We start from the raw sequence: 24,822 nt of genomic DNA on the forward strand, positions 1-24,822 counted from the left end.
TCGTCAGTCCTTTCGGGCCCGGCTCGGCTGTACGCGCTTGGGCTCGCCAGGCATCTTCGGGTACTCCGGGGGATACGGCAGGTCACCGAGTCCGTGCTCGTGTTCGTCGTGGCGGGCGAGTTCGAGCAGGGCGTCGAGGGAGAAGGCGTGGTCGTCCATGTCCGCGTGGACGTCGCCGAGTTGGGCGAACCGGCCGGGCATCGTCGCGAGGTCGAAGTCGAGCGGCCGCGCGTCGCCGACCTCCTCCCACTTCAGGGGCGCCGACACCGGAGCGTGCGGCCGGGGCCGTACGGAGTAGGCGGAGGCGATGGTGCGGTCTCGTGCGGTCTGGTTGTAGTCGACGAAGATCCGCTCCCCGCGTTCCTCCTTCCACCACTTGGTGGTCACCTGCTCCGGCATCCGCCGCTCCAGCTCCCGCCCGACGGCGATCGCCGCCCGCCGCACCTGCGTGAACGTCCATCGCGGTTCGATCGGCACGAAGACATGCAGCCCCCGCCCGCCCGAGGTCTTGGGCCAGCCGCGCAGACCCCCGAACTCGTCGAGTACGGCCCGCAGTTCGTGCGCGGCGCGCACCGCGTCGCCGTAGTCCGTACCGGGCTGCGGGTCGAGGTCGAGGCGCAGTTCGTCGGGGCTGTCGACATCGGCGCGGCGCACCGGCCAGGGGTGGAAGGTGAGGGTGCCGAACTGGGCGGCCCACAGCACGGCGGCGACCTCGGTCGGGCACATCTCGTCCGCGCTGCGACCGCTGGGGAAGGTGATGTGGGCGGTCGGAATCCAGTCGGGCATGTTCTTGGGCGCCCGCTTCTGGAAGAAGTTCTCGCCGGTCACTCCGTCCGGATAGCGCTCCAGGGTGGTGGGCCGGTCACGCAGCGCACGCAGGATGCCGGGGCCGACGGCGAGGTAGTACTGGGCGAGGTCGAGCTTGGTGAAGCCGCGCTCCGGGAAGAAGACCTTGTCCGGGCTGGACAGCCGCACGGTCCGACCAAACGCTTCCAGCTCCACCGCTTCGCCCATGCGAGCCACGGTAGGCGTACCGCGCGAAGCTCGCACACCGGGCGATCACGGTCGGGCGCGCGCAGAATCGAACCATGGATCTCCCGGTCATGCCCCCCGTGAAACCGATGCTCGCCAAGTCCGTGGCCAAGATCCCCCCGGACATGCAGTACGAGGCGAAGTGGGACGGCTTTCGCGCGATCGCGTTCCGTGACGGCGCCGAGGTCGAGGTCACGAGTCGCACCACCAAGTCGCTGACCAGGTACTTCCCCGAGCTGGTGGCGACACTGCGGGAGCGGTTGCCCGAGCGGTGTGTGGTGGACGGGGAGATCGTGATCGCGCTCGGTGGGCGTCTCGACTTCGACGCGCTGACCGAGCGTATCCACCCCGCCGAGTCCCGGGTGCGGACGCTGGCCGAGCGGAATCCGGCCTCGTTCGTCGCGTTCGATCTGCTGGCGCTGGGCGACGAGTCGCTCCTCGACGCCCCGCTGACCGACCGGCGCGCGCTGCTCACCATGGCGTTGTCGGGCGTAACCCCGCCTGTTCATGTGGCGCCGGCGACCACCGACATCGAGGTGGCGCAGCGGTGGTTCGAGCAGTACGAGGGGGCGGGCCTCGACGGCATCATCGCCAAGCCGCTCACCCTGCGTTACCGGCAGGACGAGCGGGTGATGTTCAAGGTCAAGCACGAGCGGACGGCGGATGTCGTCGTGGCCGGGTATCGGCTGCACAAGAGCGGACCGATCGTGGGCTCGCTCCTGCTCGGGCTGTACGACGCCCGGGGCATCCTCCAGCATGTCGGGGTGAGCGCCGCGTTTCCGATGAGACGGCGGGCCGAACTCGTCGAGGAGCTGGAGCCGCTCCGGCTGGCGGACGTGGGCGAGCATCCGTGGGCCGCCTGGACGGATGAGGCGGCGCACGAGGCGGCGCGGCTGCCGGGGGCGCCTAGCCGGTGGTCGACGAAGAAGGACTTCTCGTGGATCCCGCTGCGGCCCGAGCTGGTGGCGGAGGTGGCGTACGACCACATGGAGAACGGGGTCCGCTTCCGGCACACGGCTCGTTTCCGCCGCTGGCGCCCGGACCGTACGGCCGACAGCTGCACGTACGACCAGCTGGAGGAGCCGGTGGGGTACGACCTCGCGGAGATCTTCTCTGTCAAGTGAGTGTGTTCAGCTCCTCAGGCTGTTCCGAAGGCCAGGGTTGTCTCGGGCGGGCCATCGGTGTGCGGGGCAACTGTGGAATCCGGTTGTCAGTGCCGGGTGCAAGACTGCCCGGCATGATCGAACCGAACCCGAAAGCGGACCTTCTCCGATATCTGCAAGAGGCGCGTGGCGCCCTGTTGTGGAAGCTCGATGGGCTCTCGGAGTACGACATCCGGCGCCCCCTGACCCCCACGGGCACGAACCTGTTGGGGCTGGTCAAACATGTCGCCAGCGTGGAGCTTGGGTACTTCGGCGACACGTTCGGGCGGCCGTTCTTCAATGAAGAGCCGCCGCCCTGGTGGTATACGGAGGATGCAGAACCCGAATCAGACATGTGGGCCTCTGTAGACGAGTCGCGCGAAGAGATCGTGGGGCTGTATCACCAGGCGTGGGGGCACTCCAACAGCACGATCGCGACGCTGACGCTTGACGCGATCGGTCACGTCCCGTGGTGGCCGGAGGAACGCCAAGAGGTGACACTGCACCACATCCTGGTACGCGTGATATCCGAAACACAGCGGCACGCCGGCCACGCCGACATCGTGCGGGAACTCATTGACGGATCCGTCGGGTATTTGCAGGGCAAGGACAACATGCCACCAGGTGATCAGGCATGGCGGGAGGGCTACTGGAGCCGTCTGGAGCGTGTGGCGCGGGAAGCCGGTAACGGCTGATCTCACTCTGCTGTCGCCAACCTTGGCGTCGGCTTGTGGTGGCTTCGAACGAGTCTTCTGGCCCCAGAGGAACGAGTCTTCTGGCCCCGGCTAGCGATCTTCGGGCCCCCCGTGAACGAGTCAATTGGCTCCACCTGAGCCCAACGCCAATGCCCGCCACCCCGACGTGCTGGCTGCCCAACGCCGCGAGCGCGCCCGCATCCGCAGCGAGAAGGGGCCCTCGGTACTGGTGTGCGCTCGTATTCAACTGTCGCCGGTTCCCCGAGGAATCCAGCCTGTTGGTGACCATGTGTGGTCGCCAGCCGCGAAGCAGGCCCGCGGGTAGCGTGGCGTCCTCTTGCTCTGGAGAGGACCGCCCGGAACGGGCGTGGCGGTGGGCATTCCGGAGAGTGAGAGTCTGCTCCGCCTGTCTCACGTACTGTGGCTTCGCATGACCGCAGCCGAGATCGAGATCACCGCAGACCTGGTCCGCGACCTGCTGCAGGAGCAACATCCAGACCTTGCAGAGCTGGCCATCCGCGAGGTGGCGGGCGGCTGGGGCAACCAGATGTGGCGCCTCGGGGACGAGTTGGCCGTGCGCATGCAGCGCATGGACCCCACCCCGGAGCTCCAGCTCAAGGAGCGGCGGTGGCTGCCCGTGCTGGCCCCGCGCCTGCCGCTCCCGGTGCCGACCCCGGTGCGGTTCGGCGAACCGTCCGAGCGCTTCCCCAAGCACTGGACCGTCATGACGTGGGTTCCCGGCGAGCCGCTGGACCACGGCTCGATCAGCCGCGGCGCCCACGCGGCCGACACACTGGCGGGCTTCCTCAGGGCTCTCCACGTGGAGGCGCCCGCCGAGGCGCCGATCAGCTCGGACTTCGGCGCTCACCCCAAGAAGTGCACGGACGGCTTCGACTACTTCTTTGAAGCCGTGGTCCCCGGCGGCATTGCCAACGAGGTCCGGGCCGTCTGGGACGATTCCGTTGCGGCCCCCGAGTGGGAGGGCCCGCCGGTGTGGGTGCACGGTGACCTTCATCCCGCGAACGTCGTCGTCTCGGACGGAACACTCTCGGGCATCGTCGACTTCGGTGCCATGTTCGCTGGCGATCCGGCATGGGATCTCGCCGCCGCATGGGTGCTGCTCCCCGCGGGCACAGCCTCGCGGTTCTTCGACATGTACGCGCATGCGGACGAGGCGGCGATCCGGCGCGCCCGCGGGCTGGCCGCTATGAAGAGCCTCTTCCTTATGCTCATGGGGCAGAACGGGGAGCGGGGCCTTCCTGGCGGCAAGCCGACCTGGGGGCCCGCAGGCCGGGCGGCGCTCGATCGTGTTCTGACATCCGACTTGCGCTGGCCCTCTCCCGCATAGGCCCCGCTCCCATCTCGAAGCGAGGCGGATGCCAGCGGCCTGACCGCACAGTGAATCCTGCTCAGCATCAGAAGGGCAGGCCCCACAGGTCCACACTGATGGTGGGATGAGGCAGGCCGGCCAGGTCGTAGATCATGGTGGTCAGTGGCGAGGTCCGTGCGCCGTCGGGCTGCTGGACGGTGACGGGCACGGAGAGCCGGCTCCATCCCAGCTGCGTGTAGAGCGGGACCAGGTCCGGGCGGCAGAGCAGAACCATCGTCTCGGCGCCGGCCGCTCGTGCGTGCTCGACCGCCACGCTGATCACCGTCCGGGCGATGCCCCGGCCTCGATGGGCGGGGTGCACCAGCACACCGCCCAGCCCCGCGGCGCGGCGCGGCAATCCATCGAAGGCCATGTCCCGCAGCAGCCATCCCATGGAACCTACCGGCCGGCCTTCGGAGACAGCGGTGAGGGTGTGCTGCTTGTCAGCCCACACCAGACCGAAGCCATTCACCCCGGATGGGTCGGGCAGGCCATCGCGGACGGCTTTGTCCTCCGGAGAACCGGGGCCCGGCGCATGGATCAGCTGGAGGTTCGCGCCACCGTCGTCCACCACATGCTCCGCAGCGGCTGTGGCGGCGGGGGTAAACCGGTAGCGCAGACACTGCAGGCCACTGGACTGTACCGTCCCGTCCGCCTGGGCGCCCAGGCGGCGCAGTACCGCGATCGAGGCCGTATTGCCGGGCAGGACGAACGCGAAAACGGCTGGGAGCGAGAGGCGGCGAAACGCCAGGTCCAGGCACGCACCGCCCGCCTCGCCGGCGATCCCACGGCCTTGGGCCCGTGGGTGCACGGCGAAACCGAGGTCAACTCCGTGCTGGGCCCGATTACGCAGTCCCACCCGGCCGAGAAACGCGTGCGTTGCGGCATCCCTGACCGCGAAGTCGCCGTAGCCGTGTCTGGTCCAGTGGGCGACGTGGTCGTCGCACATGGCCTCGGCCGCGGATCGACTGTCCGCCCGGCCGGTTGCCAGCCATCGCATGACGCTGTCCTGACTGACCACGGCCTCAAAGAGATCGTCGCTGTCCCCGCGGCGGATCGGCTCCATCACAAGCCTCTGGGTGCGCAGAACGGGTCCGCTTAACCGGGCCACTGAGCAACTCCTCTCGATCAAGGACTGAAGGAGCGTACCCGGCGACTCTTTGGAGCGATCCCGAGGCAACTGGCGAACCTATCCGGACACGGCACTGGGCCGTCCATCCAGGCCCCCTGACTGTCGGAAGCACAACGATGCTCGCACCGCAAAACCGCCCCTGGGGCCAATTCTGACGAACATTCATTTCCCGATCAACCCTCATGGGGCCACCGGACTCGTTCCTTTGGGGCCAGAGAAGCCGTTCAGAGCCAGCTTGCGGTGTCGTTCAGCTGGCTTCGACCCGCTCGGCCTGTGCCTTGGTGTGAGCGAGGAGGTAGGTCTCAGTGCCGGTTTGGTGATGGCGCCGTTGAAGGTCAGCCTGTCAACGATGGCCACGCAGAGTCGCGAGTCCGTGAACGTTTTCAGGCCCGCCCCCCGGGCCGCTTCACTGGAGTTCCGGTGGCAGCGGCGGAGAATCCAACGGTCCTGGGTAAGGTCCCGGCATGCCCCAACATATCGACCTCATCAACGGCCAGCGGATACGCCCTCAGGAGATCCTTTATGCCAGTGACGCCGACCTGGCAGTGCGCGGCATCACGGCGCGCGACGTAATCGCTATGGATTGGTTTCGGATCCCGGAAATTGACGGCGCTCCCACCTGCGATGTCAAGGGATGCGACTACGTGCCTGCGGAGTTGGCAGGACTCGCGGAGTTGGACATGGAAGGGACGCTCTCAGGGCACGCGACCCACCGCGTGACCAAACGCCTCGGATTTTTCAAGCGACCGAAGTAATACTTCTCATGCCCGGACCACCTCGACACGGTCCGAGCGGCCATGGCCTACGGTCACAGCGGCGACCCTGTCTGAGGTTCAAGACTTGCGGTAACAGACGCTGTGCCTCACTTGCCCGCATTGTCGATCATGCTTCTGAGCTGTGCAGAGGCCCTTCGCCCCCTAGATAAGCGGGCAGGAGGGGAGGCCGACCCGATCTGAGAGCACCAGAGCGGCCCCGCCTGCGGGAGGGCTTCAGGTGGTGGGTCGGCGGAACGGGACGATGTTGTCGGGAACCGGGTCAGGTTCTGTTGGAGCGTCCGCGTTCTGGGTGAGAACGGCGTTGGCGAGGGTGAGGTTGGTGACCAGCTGGCGGAGTTCTTCGATCTCGGCTTTCTGGTTCGAGACGGTCTTCTTGAGTTTGGTGACGGTTTCCCGGAGTCGCTTCTCGGTTTCCGGGATCTGCTGGGTTTCGTTGCGGACGCGTTCGTAGAACTCGTTTCTCAGGTCGGCGTGCCGCTTGAGGATAGCCATGCGGTGGACGGCGGCTTCGGCGGCGAGAGCGACGACGGTGAGGCTGCCGTTGGAGGCGGTGGCCTGTCCGGTCAGGAGGCGATCCATGGCTTCGCGGATGCGGGTGCGTTCGCCTTGGTGCTGCTGGTTCATGAGAGGGCCTCGGCGGTCTGGGCGGTGGTGTCGTGGGCGTCCGCGGCGGCCCGGAGCTGGTCGGCGTTGGCTCGTAGTCGCTTGGCGATCCGGTCGGGGGCCGAGGAGGCCAACTGGTCGATCTCATCGGCGCGTTCACGGAGCTGGCGGGCGTGGGTGTCGGTGCGGACCGTGTTGCCGCAGCCGGGCTGGCAGGCGTACTGCCTGGGAGCGGTGACGCCCGGGTCAGGTTCGCAGAGCGCGTTGTCGTGCTTGAACGCGCAGATCAGGAACGCGTCGGGGTTGTCATAGAGCACGACGCCGTCCCGGGCGAGGAAGGCCGCCGATTTCTTCGCGAACGTCCTGGGAACGATGCGGCCTTCGAAGCGGGGTGTATGGGCGGCGGCTGTGAGGGCCCGGCGGGTGGCAGGGCCGGAGATCTTCTCCCCGGCGGCGAGCCGGTCGCGAAGGCGAGCGGCGCTGTCGGCGGCAGCGAGGGCGGTCTCAATGTCGAGAACACTGTGGATGCCGCCGCGGCTGCGGCTCGCGTAACCGCTGGAGGCGCGGGCGTCCAGGACCGTGCGCATGTGCCCGTACTGGACCCAGGGGACCTTGCGTTCCTCGCCGGCGGAGACGTGGTGGCCGTCGGTGTTGGTGACGTTCTTGTAGTGGTGGCTGCGGATCAGGTGCCGCCCCGGGGTGCCGTCGGGGTTGGGCTCGGGGTCAGGGCAGCAGCCAGACCGCAGTCCCTGTACTTCCTGCGGGCGCATACCTGTCAGGTAGAGGCAGATGATCATGGCAGCGGTGCCCAGATGCCGCATCAAGGCTGCGGCCTCGGCGAATTCCAGGTGGCGACGCCAGGGCTGTCCGTGGATCCGCCCGGTTACTGACAGCTGCAGCAGACACGGGCCAGGCCGTTCGGCTGCCAGCGCGGCCAGCCCGTGCATTTTCGCGTACTGATCCACTTGGTTGACGCTCGCGCCCGTCGTGGCTGCGATGAACGCACGAGCCAGCACGGCGGTCGGACGATGGGTGTCGTGTGCCGGCAGCGGCGAGCCTCTGCGGATGAGCGGCAGCAGGTATGCCTCCAAGGCAGCTCTTCCCGCCGGGCTGGCGCTGGTGGTGGCCGCGAGTGCGGTCAACCGGCGGTTCTCGCCCCAGGCAGCCATGATGTCCGGGGAGAGATCCTCGACGACCCGGATCGCCCAGACCAGCAGCGGTCCAATGACCTGGGGATCCAGCGGCTCGGTCGTGTTCTCCCCAGCGGTCTCGGCGTCAGCTCCTGGGAGGAAGTCATCGATGCCTTCGAACTCCCAGGGGGGCCGGGTGAACCCGAAGGGGTGAGCGGAGAGCTGGTCGAACGCCCACAGATCTGTCAGCTGGCCGAGGATTCTCTCGGCTCGGACGCGGCCGATCCCACTGGTGCAGCGTTCGGTCGCGTAAGCGCGCCACTCGTCCTCGGTGCAGGCCGCGAGGTCGGTGATGCCACGTGCGCGCAGCCAGCGGGCCAGCCGTATCCACTGGCGGCATGTGTCCTGCATGTCCTCGACGGAACCGCGGGCCCGTGCTGTCGCTGGGCGGGTCTTGAGGTAGGTGGGTCTGAGTTCGCCGTTGATCATCGTCCAGGCCGTCACCCTCACCTGACTGCGGAGCTCCTCGGGGCACTTCATCCAGTCGACCTTGCAGAGGCTGGTGCTGGGATTGTCGATGAGCGGGGCGAGCGACCAGACGAGGTCCTGGTAGCTGGACACAGGGTGAACGTTGCCGGGGCTGATCCACTTCGGCAGCACGACGGGGCTGTCCGGGGTGGGTATCGGCAGCAGATACGGGTCGTCCTCAGCGACCGGGACGGTCACGGAGCCAGGTCTCCTTTCAGCAGCAGCGCGACGAGGGCCCGGTCGGCCCCGCTGACCTGCGTCAAGGCAGCCGCCCAGGCGGCAGGACCGAGCTTGTCGCGCAGGTCCTCCAACCGCAACAGGTGGTCTCGCCAGTGCGCGATCCATGCATGGTCGGGCAGGGTGGAGCACAGACTCCGGATCTTCTGGTGGAGGTGGGCGAGGCGGGGGTGGTGGCCGGGATGAACGTGCGCGTTCGGGCAGGCCAGGCAGAGCAGGAAGTCTGCCCCGCAGCCGCCATCGGGGCTCGGCCAGGGACTGGTGGTCTCGTCCGAGCAGTCCGCAGTGGCGGTTTCCTGGTGGGCGGTGTCCGGAGCCACGGTCAGGCGACCGCCGAAGACGGCGGCCTGGGCCTGTTCCAGAGCTTCCTTGACGCCGTCCTCGAAGACCTTCTGGGAGGCGCGCTGGACGTGCTCGTCAGGCAGGACGTAGACGCTCTCGTGGGTGCCCTGGGTGTGCTGCAGTGGCCTGCCCTCACGCGTCACTGTCGTCCGCCGGGTCCGCTGGAACGGCGCCCCGCCCAACTGGTGACGCTGGGCCCATGCCTGTCCGTCGCCGCCAGAGATGCCGAAGAACAGCGGGCCGATCGGCTGGGGCCGATCCAGGTCCTGGTGGCCGCGCCCCACGTTGCCAGACCGGCCGGTCATCAGCAGGTCGGTGCCCGGGGCCAGGACGGCGGCCAGCGCGCGTCCATGCATGGTGGCCTCCAGCGCCTGGGTGATCAGCCGCCCTGGAGAGTCCGCGCCGGAGTCAGTGATGTTCTCCGTGGAGAACCAGTGGCCGCTTCCCCTCCGGCGCTTCTCCAGCCTCACCTCGTAGGTCACCGCTTTGGCGTCCCCGGCGGATGGTGCCGTAGTCGGGGCAGGCATGTGGTCGTAGACGGACAAGTTCCACCCGAACCGGTCTGTCAGCAGCACTGTCAGCGCCGTCAGCTCCCCGCGGGTCGCGAACAACCGTCCCCACGTCAGCTCGCGCTTCGTTCCACCCAGAAGCCCGCGGTCCTTCAGGTAGCTCTGGCCGCCGGGAAGCTGCCCCCGGGGAACGTCGCCGGTCTGTGCGAGATGGTCCAGCACCTGGCCGAGGCGCCACTCACGGCTCTTCCTGTCCAGGCCCCCGGCCCGCCAGCGCTCAAGCAACTGGGTGTTCTCGCGGATTCGCATCCAGGCCGCGCGGAACTGTCGTTGCGCGGCCAACAGCACCCGTTCCCGTTCCTCCTTTCCGTACGACTGCTTGCTGGGGACCGGGGCCGGGACGCGGCGTGCGAGTTCCTCCGCCACTGGACCGCTGATCAGCCGCAAGTCCCGCAGCAGCAGTTGGCGAATCATCTGCAGTGTGTGTCTGCCGGTGTTGGTGGCGATGTGCCGAGCCCGCCAGCGCTTGAGCATGGCCGCGGTCAAGCCGTCCAGATCCTGCGGCGGGCTCTCCTGCTCGGACAGGAACCGCGCGAACACCAGGAGCTTCTCCCAGAAGGTGGTCGCGGATGCATGGGCTGTCCAGCAACGGGACTGGTCGGCGAAAACTTCGGCCAAGGAGCGCTGCATCGGTTCCGGGACCGGCAGATCGGCGAAGTCGTACTCCTTCTTGAGTCCGGCCTTGTTGACGACCGTCACCACCAGCTCGCGCAGGGCCAGCGGGGGGTCAGTGCAATGATCGGGTGGGGGCAAGACGGCCAGCCGGCCACGGCCGGTCACGAGGTCCCCTCAAGGAGCGCGTCGATGTCCTGAATGCTCCCCGACTCCCGAGCCAACCTCGTGAAGATGCCGTCCAGGTCCTCAACTTCCTTGCCCTCGTCCGAGGTCTCCGCAGCAGCGAGGATCGACTCCAGCTGCAGGTGGGCGACAGGCGCGAGGTAGTGGCGTTTCGTCGTCTCCACATCCGAATGCCCCAACAGCGTCTTCACCAGCCACCACGGGTCGCCGAACAACAGGGCGAAGTCCCGCCGGTCCTTCTTCGTCAGCCCATAGCGGGACTCGAACAGTTCGTTCAGCAGAATCAGCATGTAGAGGGCCATCGAGTGGCGCGCCGAGTGAGGTGTCGCGTACGGGCTCTTGCCGCGAACCTCCGAGAGCCGGAACTCCCGCTTAATCTCCAGCTCTTCTGGGGCGAGGAGGACTTCCTCGCAGCGCAGGTTCGCGTTCCTGAACACGCCGTTCCACCGGTCCGGGGCCATCGGCAGGCCTTCCTCGGTCAGCCACAACCACGCAGGCTCCGGCCCATCCGGACCCTCCAGAAACAACCACTGCCGCTCACGCCAGTCCAGTCGGCTCAGTTCCTGCCCGCCGACAACGCCATCACGCTCCACCCACTCGACCTTCGGCTTCAGGCCACGCGTCACCTTCGTGACCAGCCGCATCATGGGCAGCCGCTCATAGCGGCCCGCCGCCTGGGCTCGCTGCACCGCCCACGCCCGCTCCGACATGGCATAGGCCTCAACCTGCCCGACCGCGTCCACGGAAGCGTAGTACGTCCGGCTCTTCTTCGCCCTGGTCAAGGCCCCCGCAACGCGGCCGTGCAGGTAACGGCCGGAACGAAGTCGCTGGGTGGGCAACTCGAAGACCAGCAGGGCCCCGCCCTCCTGACGGCGCAGACCTGAACTGAGTAGTAGTTGCACAAAGCTGGTGTTGCGCAGCTCCGTCCGCGACTCCCACCCGGGGAGCGCCATCCCGACGCGGGCGTGGCCCCGCAGCCCGACGTCCGACCACAAACCCCAGGTCCGCGGCGTCAGCCACGACACCCGCGAACTCACCGAGTCCGCAGCCCGGTCCTCGGAACGCGAGACGTCCACAGGCAGCGGGTAGACCCTCCCCCACTTGAACAGCTTGGTGAACGCGGCCGCCTCACGGTCCCACTTCGATCCGCCGATCCGGCCCGGATTCTCCGGAGCCCGACATCTCCAATGCCGGTAGTCCCTCAGATCCTGTCTCGTTGCCTCCCGCCACGGCACCCCACGCGAGGACAGGAACGTCAGAAGCAGCCTGGTGTCCGACGCGTAATTCCGCTTTGATTCCCGCTCCAATAACTGAAATTCAGCAGACCGAACGTATTCCAGCAAGACCCGGTCCACCGTGCAATCCGGCGTCAAGAACACCGGATCACCCGGCCGCAGACCGATCCGGGCCACCGCCCCCGGCAGATCCTGTACCCCCAAGACGCCCTTCGTCCGCAGCGTCCCCCACCGCCCCGGATCAGGCACCCACACCACACGCCACTCGCTCAACGAACACCTCTCCTGATGCTTGAACACACTCAAGCATCAGGGAAGACGTCCTCGGCCCGCAGGGCTGAGGACACCCGTCGGGCACCTCCTCCGTGAACCGTTCGGCCTCTTCAGCGGGCGCAAGCAGGACCGATCAGGGTATAGCCACCTATGACCTGATAAGCGCACAATCGTAGGTACGGACCTGGTGGCGACGGTGGACATGGGACATATAGCGCGAACGATAGGGACGCGGCGCCGTGGAACGACCACGGCGGCGCTGCTGGCAGCCGCTGTCACGGCCTCCTTGATGGCCGGCTGCACATCGGATGACCGCCCCTCCGACGACGGGCGCGGACAGACCCACAGCCGGAGCCAGGATCCCGACCACCGCGAATCGCACACCCCGAGCGTCGGCTCCGTCCTCGCAGTGAAGATCGACAACGTCCACGCGGCCCGCCCCCAGACGGGCCTGGAGGCGGCGGACATCGTGTACGCCGAGCAGGTCGAGGGCGGTCTGAGCCGGCTGATGGCGGTCTACGCGACCCGGCTGCCGGAGGCCGTCGGACCGGTGCGCAGCGCACGCGAGACCGATCTGGAGCTGCTGCGCCAGTTCGACGACCCGACGCTCGCCTTCTCCGGGGCCCAGCGCAAGCTGCTGCCACTGATCGACCGGGCTCCCCTGAACGCCGAGTCCCCGGAGTCGGCGGCGTCCGGCGTCTACTACCGGGGCGCGGACCGAGCGGCGCCGCACAACCTGTACCTGCGGCCGCAACGACTGATCGCCGCCGCGCCGGGACCGGACGCGCTGACGACCGGCTTCCGTTACGGCGCCGCACCCGCGGGCGGGACTCCAGCGGAATCGCGCACCGTCCGCTTCCCGTCGGCGCGCTTCACGTTCACCTGGTCCGCCGACCGGCACGGCTGGCTGGTGTCGATGGACGGCACCCCGACCGTCACGACCGACGACAACACGACCGACGACAAGCGGATCGCCGCAGCGACGGTCGTCGTGCAGTACGTGAAGGTGCGCGAGTCGAAATTCCACGACGTCCTCGGCAACAACTCGCCGTACACCCAGTCCGTCGGCTCGGGCCGGGCCCAAGTCCTGCGCGACGGGCGGGCGTTCGACGTGGAGTGGCGGCGCGGGTCGGCCGCGGAGGGAACGGACTTCACGACGGCGGACGGTACACCGGTGAACTTCGCGAAGGGCCAGGTGTGGGTGGTGTTCGCGACGGCGTGACGCGTACGGCCTGATGTCTGATGTGCGGGGCGGTCCTCCGATGTCGGCCCAGTCGACGCCGAAAACGGCGGCTCCGCCGCGCGGGCGCGACCAGCCACAGGGGACCCGCGGTGGCCGCATCACGCCACCGTGAACGGCAACCCCGCCCGCGCCAACTCCCCCACCGCCCCGCACAGCGCCGCCGCGCGGCAAGGACGCGATCAGCCACACCGAACCTGTGGCGGCCGCAGCACATCCAGCGCAGCACAATGCCTCGAACGGCAACCCCGCCCGCGCCAACTCCCCCACCGCCCCGCACAGCGCCGCCGCGCGGCAAGGACGCGATCAGCCACACCGAACCTGTGGCGGCCGCAGCACATCCAGCGCAGCACAATGCCTCGAACGCCAACCCCGCCCGCGCCAACTCCCCCACCGCCCCGCACAGCGCCGCCGCGCGGCAAGGACGCGATCAGCCACACCGAACCTGTGGCGGCCGCAGCACATCCAGCGGAGCACTATGCCTCGAACGGCAGCCCCGCCCGCGCCAGTTCCTCCGCCGCCCCGCGCAGCGCCGCCGCGAACCGGGTCACCCGCTCCGGCGTGAACCGTGTACTCGGCCCGCCGAAGGACAGCGCGGCCAGCACGGCCCCGCTTCTCCCCCATACCGGCACGGCCACCGCCGACAGCCCCTCCTCGCGCTCTCCGTGGCTCACGGCGTACCCGTGGGCGCGGGCTTCCTCGATCCAGGTACGCAGGGTCGCCAGATGTCCGGCCCCGCGCGGTGAGGCCTCCGCGATCCGAAGCAGCAGCGGGTCCGGGGCGTCCAGCAGCAACGCCTTGGCCACGCCGCCCGCCCACAGCGGGAGTTCGTCGCCCACCCGGACGACCTGGCGCAGTGCCTGCGGTCCCTCCTCCTGGGCGATGCAGACGCGGTGGATGTCCCGGCGCACATACAGATGCACCGTCTCCTTGTGCTCGGCGGCGAGGTCGCGCAGCAGCCCCTGGGCCGCGGCCGGCAGTCGCCACGCCTGTTCGGCGAGCCGGGACCAGCGCAGCAGCGCGGGGCCCGCTATGTACCGGCCGTGCTCGTCGACCCAGAGCAGTCCGTTGATCCGCAAGGTCTGGAGCAGTCGCAGCACGGTGGTCTTCGGCAGCCCGGAGGCGCTGACGATCTCGCGGAGGGACAGCGCGGGCCGGACCTCGTCGAAGAGCCCGAGAACGTCGATGGCCCGCTGGACGGTACGCATCCCCGCGGGTTCGGACTCCCCTGCGGCCGGCCCTGCCCCGGACCCTCCGGCTGCCATCCCTGTTACCCCCTCGGCTCCGGACCGCCCCGTGGTCCGGGCGGCGGTCTCGCCCCCGCACGGTATCCGCTCCAGGTCCGCTGAGCGGACCCGGCCTGCTGCGGGGGTGCTGTCAGCGCTGGGAAGCGAGCGGTTCCGCCGGGTTGCGCAGCCCTTCCGCCGCGTCGGAGACACGCTGGATGAGTTCGAGGAACACGGTCTGTTCGTCGGCGGAGAGCGGGGCCAGGAAGACCTGGTTCATCCGGGCCGTCCGCACGGTCAGCTTGCGGTGCGTGCGCACCCCCTCGTCCGTGGGGCGCAGCAGGGAGCGACGGCCGTCCTCCGGGTCGCGCACCTTGTCGATGAGGCCCCGGCGGCCGAGCCTGCTGACGACCTCGGCGACCGTGGAGCGGTCGAGGCCCACCCGCTCCCCGACCGTGCGCTGGTCCAGGCCCGGTTCGCCGACCAGCGCGTTCAGTACCGCGAACTGCGGCGAGGTGATCTCCTCGGAGACCATCGTGTTCCACAGCAGGTAGTGCGCCTGCTGCAGTCGCCGGGCGAGGTGCCCGGGGTGGGTGGAGAGGTCCACCGCGGCCATGTCCGCTCCTGGGGGTCTGTCTGCGTCGGATAATGAATTCCGTCTGTGTACTGACGGTACCGGCACGCCACCACCCTTGTCTCCTGCCCTGACACATAGCCTCCACCTGACATGTTCCGCTGTCTCTTGACGACGCGAGCATCGAGTGGCAGCGTGAAGGAGCCTCGCTGAAGTACTCAGTGCCCTGAGTAATTGCGCTCGGCAGAGATGAAGAGATGGGGCTTCACGGATGGACAAGGTGGTCGCCACAGCCCTGGAGGCGGTGGCCGATGTGCCGGACGGCGCGTCGCTCGCGGTGGGCGGTTTCGGGCTGAGCGGTGTGCCGAACGTGCTGATCCAGGCGCTGTACGAGCGCGCGGTCTCGGGCCTGTCGGTGGTGTCCAACAACTGCGGGGCCATGGAGTCAGGCCTCGCGGTGTTGCTGGCGGCGGGCCGGATCGCCCGTGTCACCGGTTCGTACATCGGCGCGAACAAGGAGTTCGCCCGCCAGTATCTGGCCGGTGAACTGGAGGTCGAGCTGATCCCGCAGGGCACGCTCGCCGAGCGGCTGCGCGCCGGTGGCGCGGGCATCCCCGCCTTCTACACGCCCGCCGGGGTCGGTACGCAGGTCGCGGAGGGCGGACTGCCCTGGCGGTACGACGGCTCCGGCGGCGTCTCGCTGGCCTCGCCGCCGAAGGAGGTCCGGGAGTTCGACGGCACGGACTACGTGCTGGAGCACGGTATCCGTACCGACTTCGCGCTGGTCCGCGCCGCCAAGGGCGACCGGCACGGCAACCTCGTCTTCAACAAGGCCACCCGCAACTTCAACCCCCTCGCGGCCATGGCCGGCCGGATCACGGTCGCCGAGGTCGAGGAACTGGTCGAGCCCGGCGAGATCGACCCGGACGCCGTGCATCTGCCGGGCATCTTCGTGCAACGGGTGATCGCTCTGACGCCCGAGCAGGCGGCCGACAAGAAGATCGAGCAGCGGACGGTGAGCAGCTGATGGCCTGGAACAGGGAAGAGATGGCCGCGCGGGCCGCGCGTGAACTGCGCGACGGGCAGTACGTGAACCTGGGCATCGGCCTCCCGACGCTGATCCCCAACTACCTGCCCGCCGACGTCGAGGTGATCCTGGAGTCGGAGAACGGCATCCTCGGCACCGGCCCCTACCCGACCGACGACCAGGTCGACCCGGACCTGATCAACGCGGGCAAGGAGACGGTGACCGTCCTGCCGGGCGCCTCCTTCTTCGACTCGGCGCTGTCCTTCGGGATGATCCGGGGCGGGCACATCGACGTCGCCGTGCTGGGCGCGATGCAGGTGTCCGCCGGGGGTGACCTGGCGAACTGGGCCATCCCGGGCAAGTTGATCACCGGGATCGGCGGGGCGATGGACCTCGTGCACGGGGCTCGCACGGTCATCGTCGTCATGACGCACACCGCGAAGGACGGCTCGCCGAAGATCCTGGAGCAGTGTGAACTGCCCCTCACCGGCAAGGCGTGTGTGAACCGGGTCATCACCGATCTGGGTGTTCTCGATGTCACCGGCGACGGGCTGGTGCTCGTCGAGACCGCGCCGGGTGTCACGGTCGAGGAGATCGTGGCGAAGACGGCCGCGAAGGTCAGCGTCCCCGAGGAGATCCAGCCGTGAGCAGTCTGAAGAACGTCTACATCGTCGACGCGGTACGGACCCCGATCGGCCGCTACAACGGTGGCCTGGCCGGCATCCGCCCGGACGATCTCGGCGCCCACGCCATCCGTGAACTCCTCGCCCGCACGCCCGGCCTGGACCCCTCCCTCATCGAGGACGTCTACTTCGGCAACGCCAACGGCGCCGGCGAGGAGAACCGCAACGTCGCCCGTATGGCAGGGCTCCTCGCCGGGTTGCCCACCTCGGTCCCCGGCGTCACCGTCAACCGGCTGTGCGCGTCCGGCCTGGAGGCGGTCATCCAGGCGGCCCGGGCCATCGCGGTCGGGGACGCCTCCATCGCCGTGGCCGGCGGAGTGGAGTCGATGACCCGCGCCCCGTACGTCCTGCCCAAGAACGACCGGCCCTTCCCCGCCGGGCACACCGAGCTGTACTCGACCACGCTCGGCTGGCGCATGACCAACCCGAAGATGGACCCGCAGTGGACCATCCCGCTGGGCGAGTCCGCCGAACTCATCGCCGACAAGCACAAGATCACCCGCGAGCAGCAGGACGAGTTCGCCCTCGCCAGCCACCAGAAGGCCGCCGCAGCGCAGCAGGCGGGCCTGTTCGACGCCGAACTCGCGCCCGTGACGATCCCGCAGCGCAAGGGCGACCCGGTCGCCTTCGCCGCCGACGAGTGCGTACGCGCCGACGCGTCCCTGGCGGCCATGGCCCGCCTCAAGCCGTCCTTCCGTACGGAAGGCGGCACGGTCACGGCGGGCAACGCCTCCCCCCTCAACGACGGCGCCGCCGCCCTCCTCCTGGTAGACGAGGAGGGCCTGAAGGCCACCGGCCGCGAGCCCCTCGCCCGCGTGTCCGCGTCCGGGGTCTCGGCGATCGACCCGGACTACTTCGGCCTCGCCCCCGTCGAAGCCGTCAACCGGGCACTCGCCAAGGCGGGCAGGACATTTGACGACCTGTCAACTCTCGAACTGAACGAGGCGTTCGCCGCCCAGGTCCTCGGCTGCGTCGCCGAATGGCCCGAGTTCGACCCGGCGGTCCTCAACCCGCAGGGCGGTGCCATCGCCCTCGGACACCCCCTCGGCGCCTCCGGTGCCCGGCTCGCCGGCACCGTAGCCCATCAACTCGCCCGCAAGGGCACGGGAGTTGGTGTCGCCACCCTCTGCATCGGCGTGGGCCAGGGCCTCGCCCTCGTCCTCGAACGCTAGGAACCCCCCATGGCTCTCACCCAGTCGGACATCGACAACGAGATGGGCGACCTCCAGGACGCCTACGACAAGGCGGTCGCCGAAGGCGCCCCCGTACAGAACCATCCGCCGCGCGACTACGCCCCCTACCGCAGCTCGGTGCTGCGTTACCCGAAGCAGCCGCTGGTCGCGGTGAGCGGCGGGGACCCGGAGACGGTCGAGCTGTCGGGGCCGGTGTTCGGTGTCACCGACATCACCGACATCGACAGCGACCTCACCATCCAGCACCAGGGCGAGCCGCTCGGCGAACGCATCACCGTCTCCGGACGGCTCCTCGACCGGGACGGGCGGCCCGTACGCGGTCAGCTGATCGAACTGTGGCAGGCCAACGCCTCCGGCCGGTACGCGCATCTGCGGGACCAGCATCCGGCGCCCCTCGACCCCAACTTCACCGGCGTGGGGCGGGTCCTGACGGATGATCAGGGGCGGTACCGGTTCACCACGATCAAGCCGGGCGCGTACCCGTGGCGCAACCACACCAACGCCTGGCGGCCCGCGCACATCCACTTCTCGGTCTTCGGCACGGCGTTCACCCAGCGGCTCGTGACGCAGATGTACTTCCCGAACGACCCGCTGTTCCGCTACGACCCGATCCTGCGCTCGGTGACCGACGATGCCGCCCGAAGCCGTCTGGTCGCCGAGTACAACCACGACCTGTCCCAGCCCGAGTTCTCGCTCGGCTACGAGTGGGACATCGTCCTCGACGGTCCCTCCGCCACCTGGATCGAAGAAGGCCGCGACTGATGAGCGTCTCCCCCGAGAACCTTCTCCCCACCCCCTCCCACACCGTCGGCCCCTTCTACGGCTACGCGCTCCCCTTCCCCGAGGGCGAGCAGGTCGCACCCAAGGGCCATCCGGACACGATCACCCTCCACGGGTACGTGCTGGACGGCGAGGGCAACCCGATCCCGGACGCCCTGCTGGAGTTCTGGCAGGCGGCGCCCGACGGGTCTCTCGCCGGCGCCCCCGGTTCGCTGCGTCGCGACCCGGTCACCGGCGGCTTCCTGGGCCGCAACGGCACCGACTTCACGGGCTTCGGACGGGTCGCCACCGATGCCGACGGGCACTACGCGCTGTACACGCTGCCGCCGGGCAACGCCGGTCTGCCGTACATCAGCGTGTGCGTGTTCGCGCGCGGTCTGCTGACCCACCTGTACACGCGCGCGTATCTGGCGGACGGTGCCGATCCGCTGCTCGACTCCCTGCCGGCACAGCGGCGCGCCACGCTGGTCGCCGCCGAGGGCGAGCGGCGCACGTACCGTTTCGACATCCGCCTTCAGGGCGAGGGCGAAACGGTCTTCCTGGAGTTCGAGTGACACCACCTTCCACCGGCGAGTCCGACGCCGACACCGGCCTGCTCTCCCCCGGGTGGGCCGGATCCCCGGCGGCCTCCGCGACGAGCGACACCGCGTATCTGCGGGCCCTGCTCGACGCGGAGGCCGCGCTGACCCGCGCGCAGGCCGGGCTGGGGCTGGCGCCGGAAGAAGCGGCCACGGCGGTCGACTCTGCGGCCCGCAGGGCAGCCGCCTTCGACGTGCGGTCGATCGCGCTGCGCGCCCGGGCAGGCGGCAACCCGGTGATCCCGCTGGTCGCGGACCTGACGGCGGCGGTCGGCGCGGAGTACGGGCCGTACGTCCACCGGGGTGCGACCAGCCAGGACATCCTGGACACGGCGACGATGCTGGTCGCCGCCCGCACCCTGGACCTGGCCCTCGCGGACCTGGACCGCACCGCGCGGGCCCTCGCCCGCCTGGCCACCGACCACCGCGACACCGCGATGCCGGGCCGCACGCTCACCCAGCACGCCGTACCGACGACCTTCGGCCTGAAGGCGGCGGGCTGGCGCTCCCTGGTCCTCGACGCACGGGACCGTCTGACAGCCGTACGCCACCGCCTCCCTGCCCAACTCGGGGGCGCCGCAGGCACCTTGGCCGCGTTCACCGTGTTCGGCGCGGGCGACGCGCCGGTCGACACACGGGCCCTGGTCGCCGCCTACGCCCGTGAACTCGGCCTCGTCGAGCCGGTGTTGCCCTGGCACACCCTGCGCACCCCGGTCGCGGATCTCGCCGGGGCGCTCGCCTTCACGGCGGGCGCCCTCGGGAAGGTCGCCGCCGATGTGCTGACGCTGGCCCGTACCGAGCTCGCCGAGGTGTCCGAGGGCAGCGGCGGGGGTTCGTCGGCGATGCCGCACAAGGCCAATCCCGTGCGGTCGACGCTGATCGCCGCCGCGGCCCGGCGCGCGCCGCACCTCGCGGCCACGCTGTACGGCGCGCTCGTCGCCGAGGACGAGCGGCCGGCCGGCGCCTGGCACGCCGAGTGGGAGCCGCTCAGGGAGCTGCTCCGGGTCGCCGGGGGTGCCGCCCGGGACGCCGTGGAGTTGACCGAGGGGCTGCGGGTCCACGCCGACACGATGCGCCAACACCTGGGCCTCACCCATGGGTTGATCGTCTCCGAGCGGCTGGCCGCCGAACTCGCGCCGGTGCTGGGCCGGGCCCGCGCGAAGGCCCTACTCACCGAAGTCGCCGCCCGCGCCTACACGGAGGGACGACTGCTCGCCGAACTCCTCGCCGAGGAGCCGGAGTTGAAAGACCTACCCCTCGACGACCTGACCGACCCCGCCAGTTACACCGGCTCCGCCGGCGCCCTCACCGACCGTGCTCTGGAGCGACCGTGACCGACAAGCTGCTGCACCACCGCGTCGAAGGCTCAGCCACCGCTCCCCCGCTCCTGCTCGGACCCTCACTCGGGACGTCGTACGCCCTCTGGGACAAGGTGGCACCCGAGCTGTCCGTCACCCACCGGGTGGTCCGCTGGGACCTGCCCGGGCACGGAGGTTCGGCGCCCGGTCTGATCGGGCCCGGGGCCACCGTCGGTGATCTGGCCGCGCTCGTGCTGGCGCTCGCCGACTCGCTCGGGATCGACCAATTCGCCTATGCGGGCGTGTCGTTGGGCGGTGCGGTGGGTCTGCATCTGGCCGTCCACCACCCCGAGCGGGTGTCGTCGCTCGCCGTTCTCTGCTCCTCGGCCCACTTCAACGGCAGCAAGCCGTGGGAGGAGCGGGCCGCGCTGGTGCGAAGCGAGGGGCTGGCCGGACTCGCGGAGAGTGCCGACGCGCGCTGGTTCACGCCCGGCTTCACCGTTCCGGAGCTGGTCGCGGATCACCGGAACGCCGATCCGGACGCGTACGCCGCCTGCTGCGACGCACTGGGCGCCTTCGACCTGCGCGACCGGCTGGGTGAGATCGGCGCGCCCACGCTGCTCGTCGCCGGGCGGCAGGACCCGGCCACTCCCCCGGCGCATCTGCGGGAAATCGCGGACGCCGTGCCGCGGGCCACGCTCGTCGAACTGGCGGGCGCCTCGCATCTGGCGGTCGCGCAGTGCCCGGAGGCCGTACTGGCCGCGCTGCGCCCGCACTTCGGGACGGCACCCCGGCGGGGCATGGAGGTGCGCCGACAGGTGCTCGGCGACACGCACGTGGACCGGGCGCAGGCTCGGCAGACGCCCTTCACCGCCCGCTTCCAGGACTTCATCTCGCGCTACGCGTGGGGCGAGATCTGGACCGACCCGACGCTCACCCGCCGCGAACGCAGCATGATCACGCTCACCGCTCTGGTCGCCCACGGCCACTACGACGAGCTGGCGATGCACGTCCGCGCGGCCCGCCGCAACGGGCTCACCCCCGAGGAGATCGGCGCGGTGCTGCTCCAGACGGCCGTGTACTGCGGGGTCCCGGCGGCCAACTCGGCGTTCGCGGCGGCGCAGCGCGTACTGGCCGAGGAGGACGGCGAGGCGGCGGACGGTTCGGGACACTGAACCCTGCCGAGCCTCGGCGTGCCCGTCAACAACGCGGACGTCGGGGCCGGTTCACCAGCGCCGACCGTCGACTGAGCGTCGACGGGCACGAGTTGCGGCTCGCCGGTCACCACCTCGCGCCGGTCGTCCTCAGCCGCGCCCTGCTGCCGACGCTCCGGGCGGGCGCCCTCACGGATCGTGCACTCGGCCCGGTCGGTCAGGCGCCCGTGACCCGGGAGTCCGGGCCCCGCGGGTCAGCGCAGTCCCCGTCCCGTCTCCAGGACCTCCCGCGCCTGGGCGACCAGGCCGTCCGCGCCGCACGACTTGGCCAGCGTCAGGCCGCGTTGGATCTCGGCCACCGAGCGGGCGGCGATGCCGTACTCGACGCGGGCCGCCGCGTGTTCGTACTGGCAGGGTGACGCCTCCAGGTAGGCGACCGCCTGGGCGGCCAGGCGTACCGCACGCTGGCCGGTCTCCAGGGCCGCCGCGCAGCGCAGGGCCTCGCCGATGGCGGTGTCCGTACCGAAGCGTTCGGCGTGGCGACGGGCGTCGGCGGCCAGCACGGCGGCCCGCAGCGGGTCCTCCGTGGCCAGGGCCCGGGCAAGGTCGACGGCCCAGGTGGCGAGCACCGGGTTGTGGAAGCCCCGCGTGGTCGCCGCCTTCTCCGCCGCCTCCAGTTCGTTGATGCCCTCCTTGGTACGGCCGACGGCGATGAGCAGCCGGCCGCGGACGGCGCGCGGTTCGGGCAGCACGATGGTGGACGGGTAGGGCGGGGCGAATCCGTACTGCTCGGCGATCGCCCAGGCCTCCTCGACATGGCCGCGGGCGAGCAGCGTGTCGACGAGGTTGCAGGTCGCCGACCAGTACAGGGGCAGACCGCGCCCGACCCGTTCGGCGAGGCGCAGGGACTCGCGCAGAGACGTCTCGGCCTCTCTGAGACGGCCTCGCCGGCGATGCCCGAGACCGACGTACGCATGGGCGAGGGAGAGGTGGCCGCCGCTCCAGCCCGCCGTCTCGTAGGCGCGCAGAGCGTCCATGAAGAGGGACTCGGCGCGGTCGAGGCGGTCGGTGTAGACGTACGCACAGGCCAGCATCATCAGCAGCTCGATGCCCCACTCGGGGTCGGTCCAGCCGAGTCCTGGAGCGAGGCGGCCGTTGACGAGGGCGCGGTCGCACACCTCCACGACCTCCTCGGCGTTCTCGCCGTGGGTCATGGCGTCGAAGCCGCGCAGGATGAGCAGCGCGCGCTCGGAGTTGTCCCGGCCCGTGCAGGGGCGGGCGAGGCCGGCGAGACGCTCGGAGCGGCCCGACGCGGGCACGTCGCCCCCGTAGATGCCCTCCCACATGAAGTGCACGGCCTGCAGCCGCATCCGCGCCGGCCCCGGCTCGTGCCGGGCGGCTTCCGTCTCGACCGTGCGGATGGCCTCTTCCAACTGGTCGTTGTGCAGCAGGGCTTGGGAGAGCCGGACGATCGCGTCGACGCGGAGGGAGCCTTCCAGGCCGGGCATCGCGAGCGCGGTCTGGAGATGTCCGATGGTGGTGGCGGGCGCGGTGAGGAGGGTGGCGCAGCCCAGTTCGTAGAGCACCTGCGCGTGGCTCTCGGGCCGGGGTGGTTCCAGCAGGGCGCGCTCCAGACAGCGGCGGGCCGCGTCGGGGGCGCCGACCGCCTGGTGCTCGCGGGCGGCCTCGCGGAGCTGTTCGACGAGTTCCTCGTCGTCGTCCGGATAGACATGGAGAAGGTGGTGGGAGGCTGCGGCGGCGCCGCGCCCGGACTCGGTGACGACCTGGGCGGCGATACCGTGCATGGCGGTGCGCATGCCGTCCGGGATGGCGTCGTAGACGGCGGTGGCGATCAGCGGGTGGACGAACTCCAGCTCGCTGTCGGTGACCTGACCGGCCGTCAGGACGGGCTCGGCGAGGATGCGTTCGGTGCAGAGAAGGTTGGCGCAGCGGTAGGCCTCGTTGGGACCCAGAGTGGCCAGCCGTGCCACGAGGTCCACGGTGATGCCCGAGCCGAGAATGGCCGCCGCCTGGGCGAAGCGGGTGGCTGCGACGCCCAGCTCCTGAAGACGGGCGACGAGGCCGCCGCCGCGTGCCGAGTTGTTCAGCGCGCGCAGTTTGCCGCAGGACGCCTCGACCGGGGCGAGTCCGGCGTCCTGGACCTTGGCCAGGAGTTCGACGGTCTCGTACGGGTTGCCGCCGGTGACCGCCCACACCTCGCGGCAGAACGGGGCGTCGGCGTGCGGGCCGAGGGCGGCGCGGGTGAGGCCGGCGGCGGCCGCCGGGGTCAGGGCGTCGAGCGCGTCGACGGGACCGGCCGCCTGGGCGACCGATTCGAGGTAGTCGACACACTCACCGGTGGCCTCGTCGGGCCTGCGGGCGACGACGACCAGGATGGACAGGTCGTCGAGTCGCTCGGCGAACGCGGCCAGCCAGCGCAGGGACTCCTGGTCGGCCCAGTGGGCGTCGTCGATGAGCAGGACGAGCGGCCAGTCGCGCTTGGCGAGCCGCCGTACGGCCGCGACCAGGCCGTCGCACACGCCCTGCGGGTCGGCCTGACGGTCGCCGGGTTCGGTGATGCCGAGGGCGGGGCCCGCGATGTCGTACCAGTCGCCGAGGTATTCGCGGGCCTCCTCCGGCATCAGCGAGAGGAGCGCGGGCTGCAGCAGTTGTCGTACGACGTTGAAGGGGACGGACTGGAGGGTCTCGCCACCGCGCACCGACCACACCGTGCAGTTGCGCTGTTCGGCGATACGCCGGGTTTCGGCCATCAGCGCGGTCTTGCCGAAGCCCGGCTCGCCGGTGAAGAGCAGCAGACTGCCCGAGGAGGAGCTGTCGACACACAACGCTTCGATCGCCTGCTCGACGGCGGCGACCTGTGCTTCGCGCTCCCACAGGGCGGCAGAGCCGGCCGCCCCGGGCCGTTCCTCCGTCATCCCGCTACCTCCCCAAGTCGCCTGAACGACGTACAGAACTCGAGACTAGCCGTCCGGCTGCCGATCTGGAGGGGGGTCCGCCCAGACGCCGCCGGGACGAGTGACAGGGCGCGCGGCAGGGCGACGCGGCGGGCCTGCCACCAGCCGTCGTGAAAGTTGTCGACAGTCAACAGCCCCCGAAACGAAGCTAGTTTTCCGTCACGGCTCAGGCACGCGTCCACTGCGTCACGGCCGGTGGTGGAAGAGGCCTGACCTCTCGTGTCCCGACCTCT

The 24,822-nt window shown here is 69.9% G+C and carries 21 protein-coding genes and 2 pseudogenes; 13 read left to right on the forward strand and 10 right to left on the reverse strand.

All coding sequences use genetic code 11. From position 1 onward, the window contains the following. Positions 1-3: 3 nt before the first annotated feature. Positions 4-1,014: a non-homologous end-joining DNA ligase gene (ligD, locus tag OG734_RS06375; RefSeq protein ID WP_330286477.1), complete on the reverse strand. Its 1,011-nt coding sequence runs from the start codon at positions 1,012-1,014 to the stop codon at positions 4-6. 74 nt (positions 1,015-1,088) lie between these two features. Between ligD and OG734_RS06380 the strand changes: the two genes are divergently transcribed. From OG734_RS06380 to OG734_RS06390, 4 genes and pseudogenes are all read left to right on the forward strand, one after another. Further along, entirely contained in the window at positions 1,089-2,156 is a 1,068-nt protein-coding gene (locus OG734_RS06380) for an ATP-dependent DNA ligase (RefSeq protein WP_330286478.1), read from the forward strand. 113 nt (positions 2,157-2,269) lie between these two features. Next, entirely contained in the window at positions 2,270-2,869 is a 600-nt protein-coding gene (locus OG734_RS06385) for a DinB family protein (protein WP_330286479.1), read from the forward strand. 142 nt (positions 2,870-3,011) lie between these two features. Continuing rightward, positions 3,012-3,086 (forward strand): annotated as a pseudogene (locus OG734_RS47895) (integrase); the annotation flags it as partial. A gap of 213 nt (positions 3,087-3,299) precedes the next feature. Further along, positions 3,300-4,217, forward strand: coding sequence for an aminoglycoside phosphotransferase family protein (locus OG734_RS06390; protein WP_330286480.1), 918 nt, complete (start codon positions 3,300-3,302; stop codon positions 4,215-4,217). A 67-nt stretch (positions 4,218-4,284) separates the two neighbouring features. Here the strand turns inward: OG734_RS06390 and OG734_RS06395 are convergent, their stop codons facing one another. After that, positions 4,285-5,304 (reverse strand): GNAT family N-acetyltransferase, encoded by a 1,020-nt coding sequence (locus tag OG734_RS06395; protein WP_330286481.1) that lies wholly within the window; start codon positions 5,302-5,304, stop codon positions 4,285-4,287. 313 nt (positions 5,305-5,617) lie between these two features. Next, a pseudogene (locus OG734_RS06400) lies at positions 5,618-5,760 on the reverse strand (IS21-like element helper ATPase IstB); the annotation flags it as partial. Positions 5,761-5,834: 74 nt separating this feature from the next. Between OG734_RS06400 and OG734_RS06405 the strand changes: the two are divergent. After that, entirely contained in the window at positions 5,835-6,125 is a 291-nt protein-coding gene (locus tag OG734_RS06405; RefSeq protein ID WP_330286482.1) for a hypothetical protein, read from the forward strand. Positions 6,126-6,359: 234 nt separating this feature from the next. Here OG734_RS06405 and OG734_RS06410 read toward each other — a convergent pair whose 3' ends face one another. Genes OG734_RS06410 through OG734_RS06425 form a run of 4 tightly spaced genes read right to left on the reverse strand, consistent with a single transcriptional unit; the run spans position 6,360 to position 11,861 of the window. Continuing rightward, a complete protein-coding gene (locus OG734_RS06410; protein ID WP_330286483.1) occupies positions 6,360-6,770 on the reverse strand; it encodes a hypothetical protein in 411 nt (136 codons plus the stop codon). Next, entirely contained in the window at positions 6,767-8,605 is a 1,839-nt protein-coding gene (locus tag OG734_RS06415) for an integrase (protein ID WP_330286484.1), read from the reverse strand. Before OG734_RS06415 ends, OG734_RS06410 begins: the two co-directional genes overlap by 4 nt. Next, the gene (locus tag OG734_RS06420) at positions 8,602-10,335 is read right to left on the reverse strand and encodes a hypothetical protein (protein WP_330286485.1); all 1,734 of its coding nucleotides are present in this window, start codon (positions 10,333-10,335) and stop codon (positions 8,602-8,604) included. The genes OG734_RS06415 and OG734_RS06420 overlap by 4 nt, the downstream gene beginning before the upstream one ends. Further along, the gene (locus OG734_RS06425) at positions 10,332-11,861 is read right to left on the reverse strand and encodes an integrase (RefSeq protein WP_330286486.1); all 1,530 of its coding nucleotides are present in this window, start codon (positions 11,859-11,861) and stop codon (positions 10,332-10,334) included. The genes OG734_RS06420 and OG734_RS06425 overlap by 4 nt, the downstream gene beginning before the upstream one ends. Positions 11,862-12,063: 202 nt before the next feature. Between OG734_RS06425 and OG734_RS06430 the strand changes: the two genes are divergently transcribed. Continuing rightward, positions 12,064-13,083: a DUF3048 domain-containing protein gene (locus OG734_RS06430; RefSeq protein ID WP_330286487.1), complete on the forward strand. Its 1,020-nt coding sequence runs from the start codon at positions 12,064-12,066 to the stop codon at positions 13,081-13,083. A 494-nt stretch (positions 13,084-13,577) separates the two neighbouring features. Here the strand turns inward: OG734_RS06430 and OG734_RS06435 are convergent, their stop codons facing one another. Both OG734_RS06435 and OG734_RS06440 read right to left on the reverse strand, forming a co-directional pair. Further along, positions 13,578-14,309, reverse strand: coding sequence for an IclR family transcriptional regulator (locus OG734_RS06435; RefSeq protein ID WP_330286488.1), 732 nt, complete (start codon positions 14,307-14,309; stop codon positions 13,578-13,580). Positions 14,310-14,478: 169 nt separating this feature from the next. Then, positions 14,479-14,943: a MarR family winged helix-turn-helix transcriptional regulator gene (locus OG734_RS06440; protein ID WP_330286489.1), complete on the reverse strand. Its 465-nt coding sequence runs from the start codon at positions 14,941-14,943 to the stop codon at positions 14,479-14,481. Between the two features lie 229 nt (positions 14,944-15,172). Here OG734_RS06440 and OG734_RS06445 point away from each other — a divergent pair, with 229 nt between their 5' ends. The 7 genes from OG734_RS06445 to pcaDC are packed head-to-tail and all read left to right on the forward strand — an operon-like array spanning position 15,173 to position 21,635. After that, positions 15,173-15,928, forward strand: a complete 756-nt coding sequence (locus OG734_RS06445; protein ID WP_330286490.1) for a CoA transferase subunit A — start codon at positions 15,173-15,175, stop codon at positions 15,926-15,928. After that, a complete protein-coding gene (locus tag OG734_RS06450) occupies positions 15,928-16,575 on the forward strand; it encodes a CoA transferase subunit B (protein WP_330286491.1) in 648 nt (215 codons plus the stop codon). The genes OG734_RS06445 and OG734_RS06450 overlap by 1 nt, the downstream gene beginning before the upstream one ends. A gap of 5 nt (positions 16,576-16,580) precedes the next feature. Next, on the forward strand, positions 16,581-17,783 hold the full coding sequence (locus tag OG734_RS06455; protein WP_330293586.1) for a thiolase family protein: 1,203 nt from the start codon (positions 16,581-16,583) through the stop codon (positions 17,781-17,783). Positions 17,784-17,792: 9 nt separating this feature from the next. Further along, the gene (pcaH, locus tag OG734_RS06460; RefSeq protein ID WP_330286492.1) at positions 17,793-18,566 is read left to right on the forward strand and encodes a protocatechuate 3,4-dioxygenase subunit beta; all 774 of its coding nucleotides are present in this window, start codon (positions 17,793-17,795) and stop codon (positions 18,564-18,566) included. Then, positions 18,566-19,138 carry a protocatechuate 3,4-dioxygenase subunit alpha gene (pcaG, locus tag OG734_RS06465; protein WP_330286493.1) on the forward strand — a complete coding sequence of 191 codons (573 nt, stop codon included), beginning with the start codon at positions 18,566-18,568 and terminating at the stop codon, positions 19,136-19,138. Before pcaH ends, pcaG begins: the two co-directional genes overlap by 1 nt. After that, the gene (gene pcaB, locus OG734_RS06470) at positions 19,135-20,496 is read left to right on the forward strand and encodes a 3-carboxy-cis,cis-muconate cycloisomerase (protein ID WP_330286494.1); all 1,362 of its coding nucleotides are present in this window, start codon (positions 19,135-19,137) and stop codon (positions 20,494-20,496) included. The genes pcaG and pcaB overlap by 4 nt, the downstream gene beginning before the upstream one ends. After that, on the forward strand, positions 20,493-21,635 hold the full coding sequence (gene pcaDC, locus OG734_RS06475; protein ID WP_330286495.1) for a bifunctional 3-oxoadipate enol-lactonase/4-carboxymuconolactone decarboxylase PcaDC: 1,143 nt from the start codon (positions 20,493-20,495) through the stop codon (positions 21,633-21,635). The genes pcaB and pcaDC overlap by 4 nt, the downstream gene beginning before the upstream one ends. A gap of 233 nt (positions 21,636-21,868) precedes the next feature. Here pcaDC and OG734_RS06480 read toward each other — a convergent pair whose 3' ends face one another. Further along, positions 21,869-24,550, reverse strand: a complete 2,682-nt coding sequence (locus OG734_RS06480; protein ID WP_330286496.1) for an ATP-binding protein — start codon at positions 24,548-24,550, stop codon at positions 21,869-21,871. Positions 24,551-24,822: the final 272 nt, after the last annotated feature.

The sequence above is a fragment of the Streptomyces sp. NBC_00576 genome (assembly GCF_036345175.1).
Classification (GTDB): Bacteria; Actinomycetota; Actinomycetes; order Streptomycetales; family Streptomycetaceae; genus Streptomyces.

What these genes read in the sequence shown, in the direction of transcription:
- OG734_RS06430 (WP_330286487.1), top strand. Translation starts at nt 12,064, where the DNA reads ATGGGACATATAGCGCGAACGATAGGGACGCGGCGCCGTGGAACGACC.
- OG734_RS06450 (WP_330286491.1), top strand. Translation starts at nt 15,928, where the DNA reads ATGGCCTGGAACAGGGAAGAGATGGCCGCGCGGGCCGCGCGTGAACTG.
- OG734_RS06405 (WP_330286482.1), top strand. Translation starts at nt 5,835, where the DNA reads ATGCCCCAACATATCGACCTCATCAACGGCCAGCGGATACGCCCTCAG.
- OG734_RS06480 (WP_330286496.1), bottom strand. Translation starts at nt 24,550, where the DNA reads ATGACGGAGGAACGGCCCGGGGCGGCCGGCTCTGCCGCCCTGTGGGAG.
- OG734_RS06390 (WP_330286480.1), top strand. Translation starts at nt 3,300, where the DNA reads ATGACCGCAGCCGAGATCGAGATCACCGCAGACCTGGTCCGCGACCTG.
- ligD (WP_330286477.1), bottom strand. Translation starts at nt 1,014, where the DNA reads ATGGGCGAAGCGGTGGAGCTGGAAGCGTTTGGTCGGACCGTGCGGCTG.
- pcaG (WP_330286493.1), top strand. Translation starts at nt 18,566, where the DNA reads ATGAGCGTCTCCCCCGAGAACCTTCTCCCCACCCCCTCCCACACCGTC.
- pcaH (WP_330286492.1), top strand. Translation starts at nt 17,793, where the DNA reads ATGGCTCTCACCCAGTCGGACATCGACAACGAGATGGGCGACCTCCAG.
- OG734_RS06440 (WP_330286489.1), bottom strand. Translation starts at nt 14,943, where the DNA reads ATGGCCGCGGTGGACCTCTCCACCCACCCCGGGCACCTCGCCCGGCGA.
- OG734_RS06445 (WP_330286490.1), top strand. Translation starts at nt 15,173, where the DNA reads ATGGACAAGGTGGTCGCCACAGCCCTGGAGGCGGTGGCCGATGTGCCG.
- OG734_RS06385 (WP_330286479.1), top strand. Translation starts at nt 2,270, where the DNA reads ATGATCGAACCGAACCCGAAAGCGGACCTTCTCCGATATCTGCAAGAG.
- OG734_RS06410 (WP_330286483.1), bottom strand. Translation starts at nt 6,770, where the DNA reads ATGAACCAGCAGCACCAAGGCGAACGCACCCGCATCCGCGAAGCCATG.
- OG734_RS06395 (WP_330286481.1), bottom strand. Translation starts at nt 5,304, where the DNA reads ATGGAGCCGATCCGCCGCGGGGACAGCGACGATCTCTTTGAGGCCGTG.
- OG734_RS06435 (WP_330286488.1), bottom strand. Translation starts at nt 14,309, where the DNA reads ATGCGTACCGTCCAGCGGGCCATCGACGTTCTCGGGCTCTTCGACGAG.
- OG734_RS06380 (WP_330286478.1), top strand. Translation starts at nt 1,089, where the DNA reads ATGGATCTCCCGGTCATGCCCCCCGTGAAACCGATGCTCGCCAAGTCC.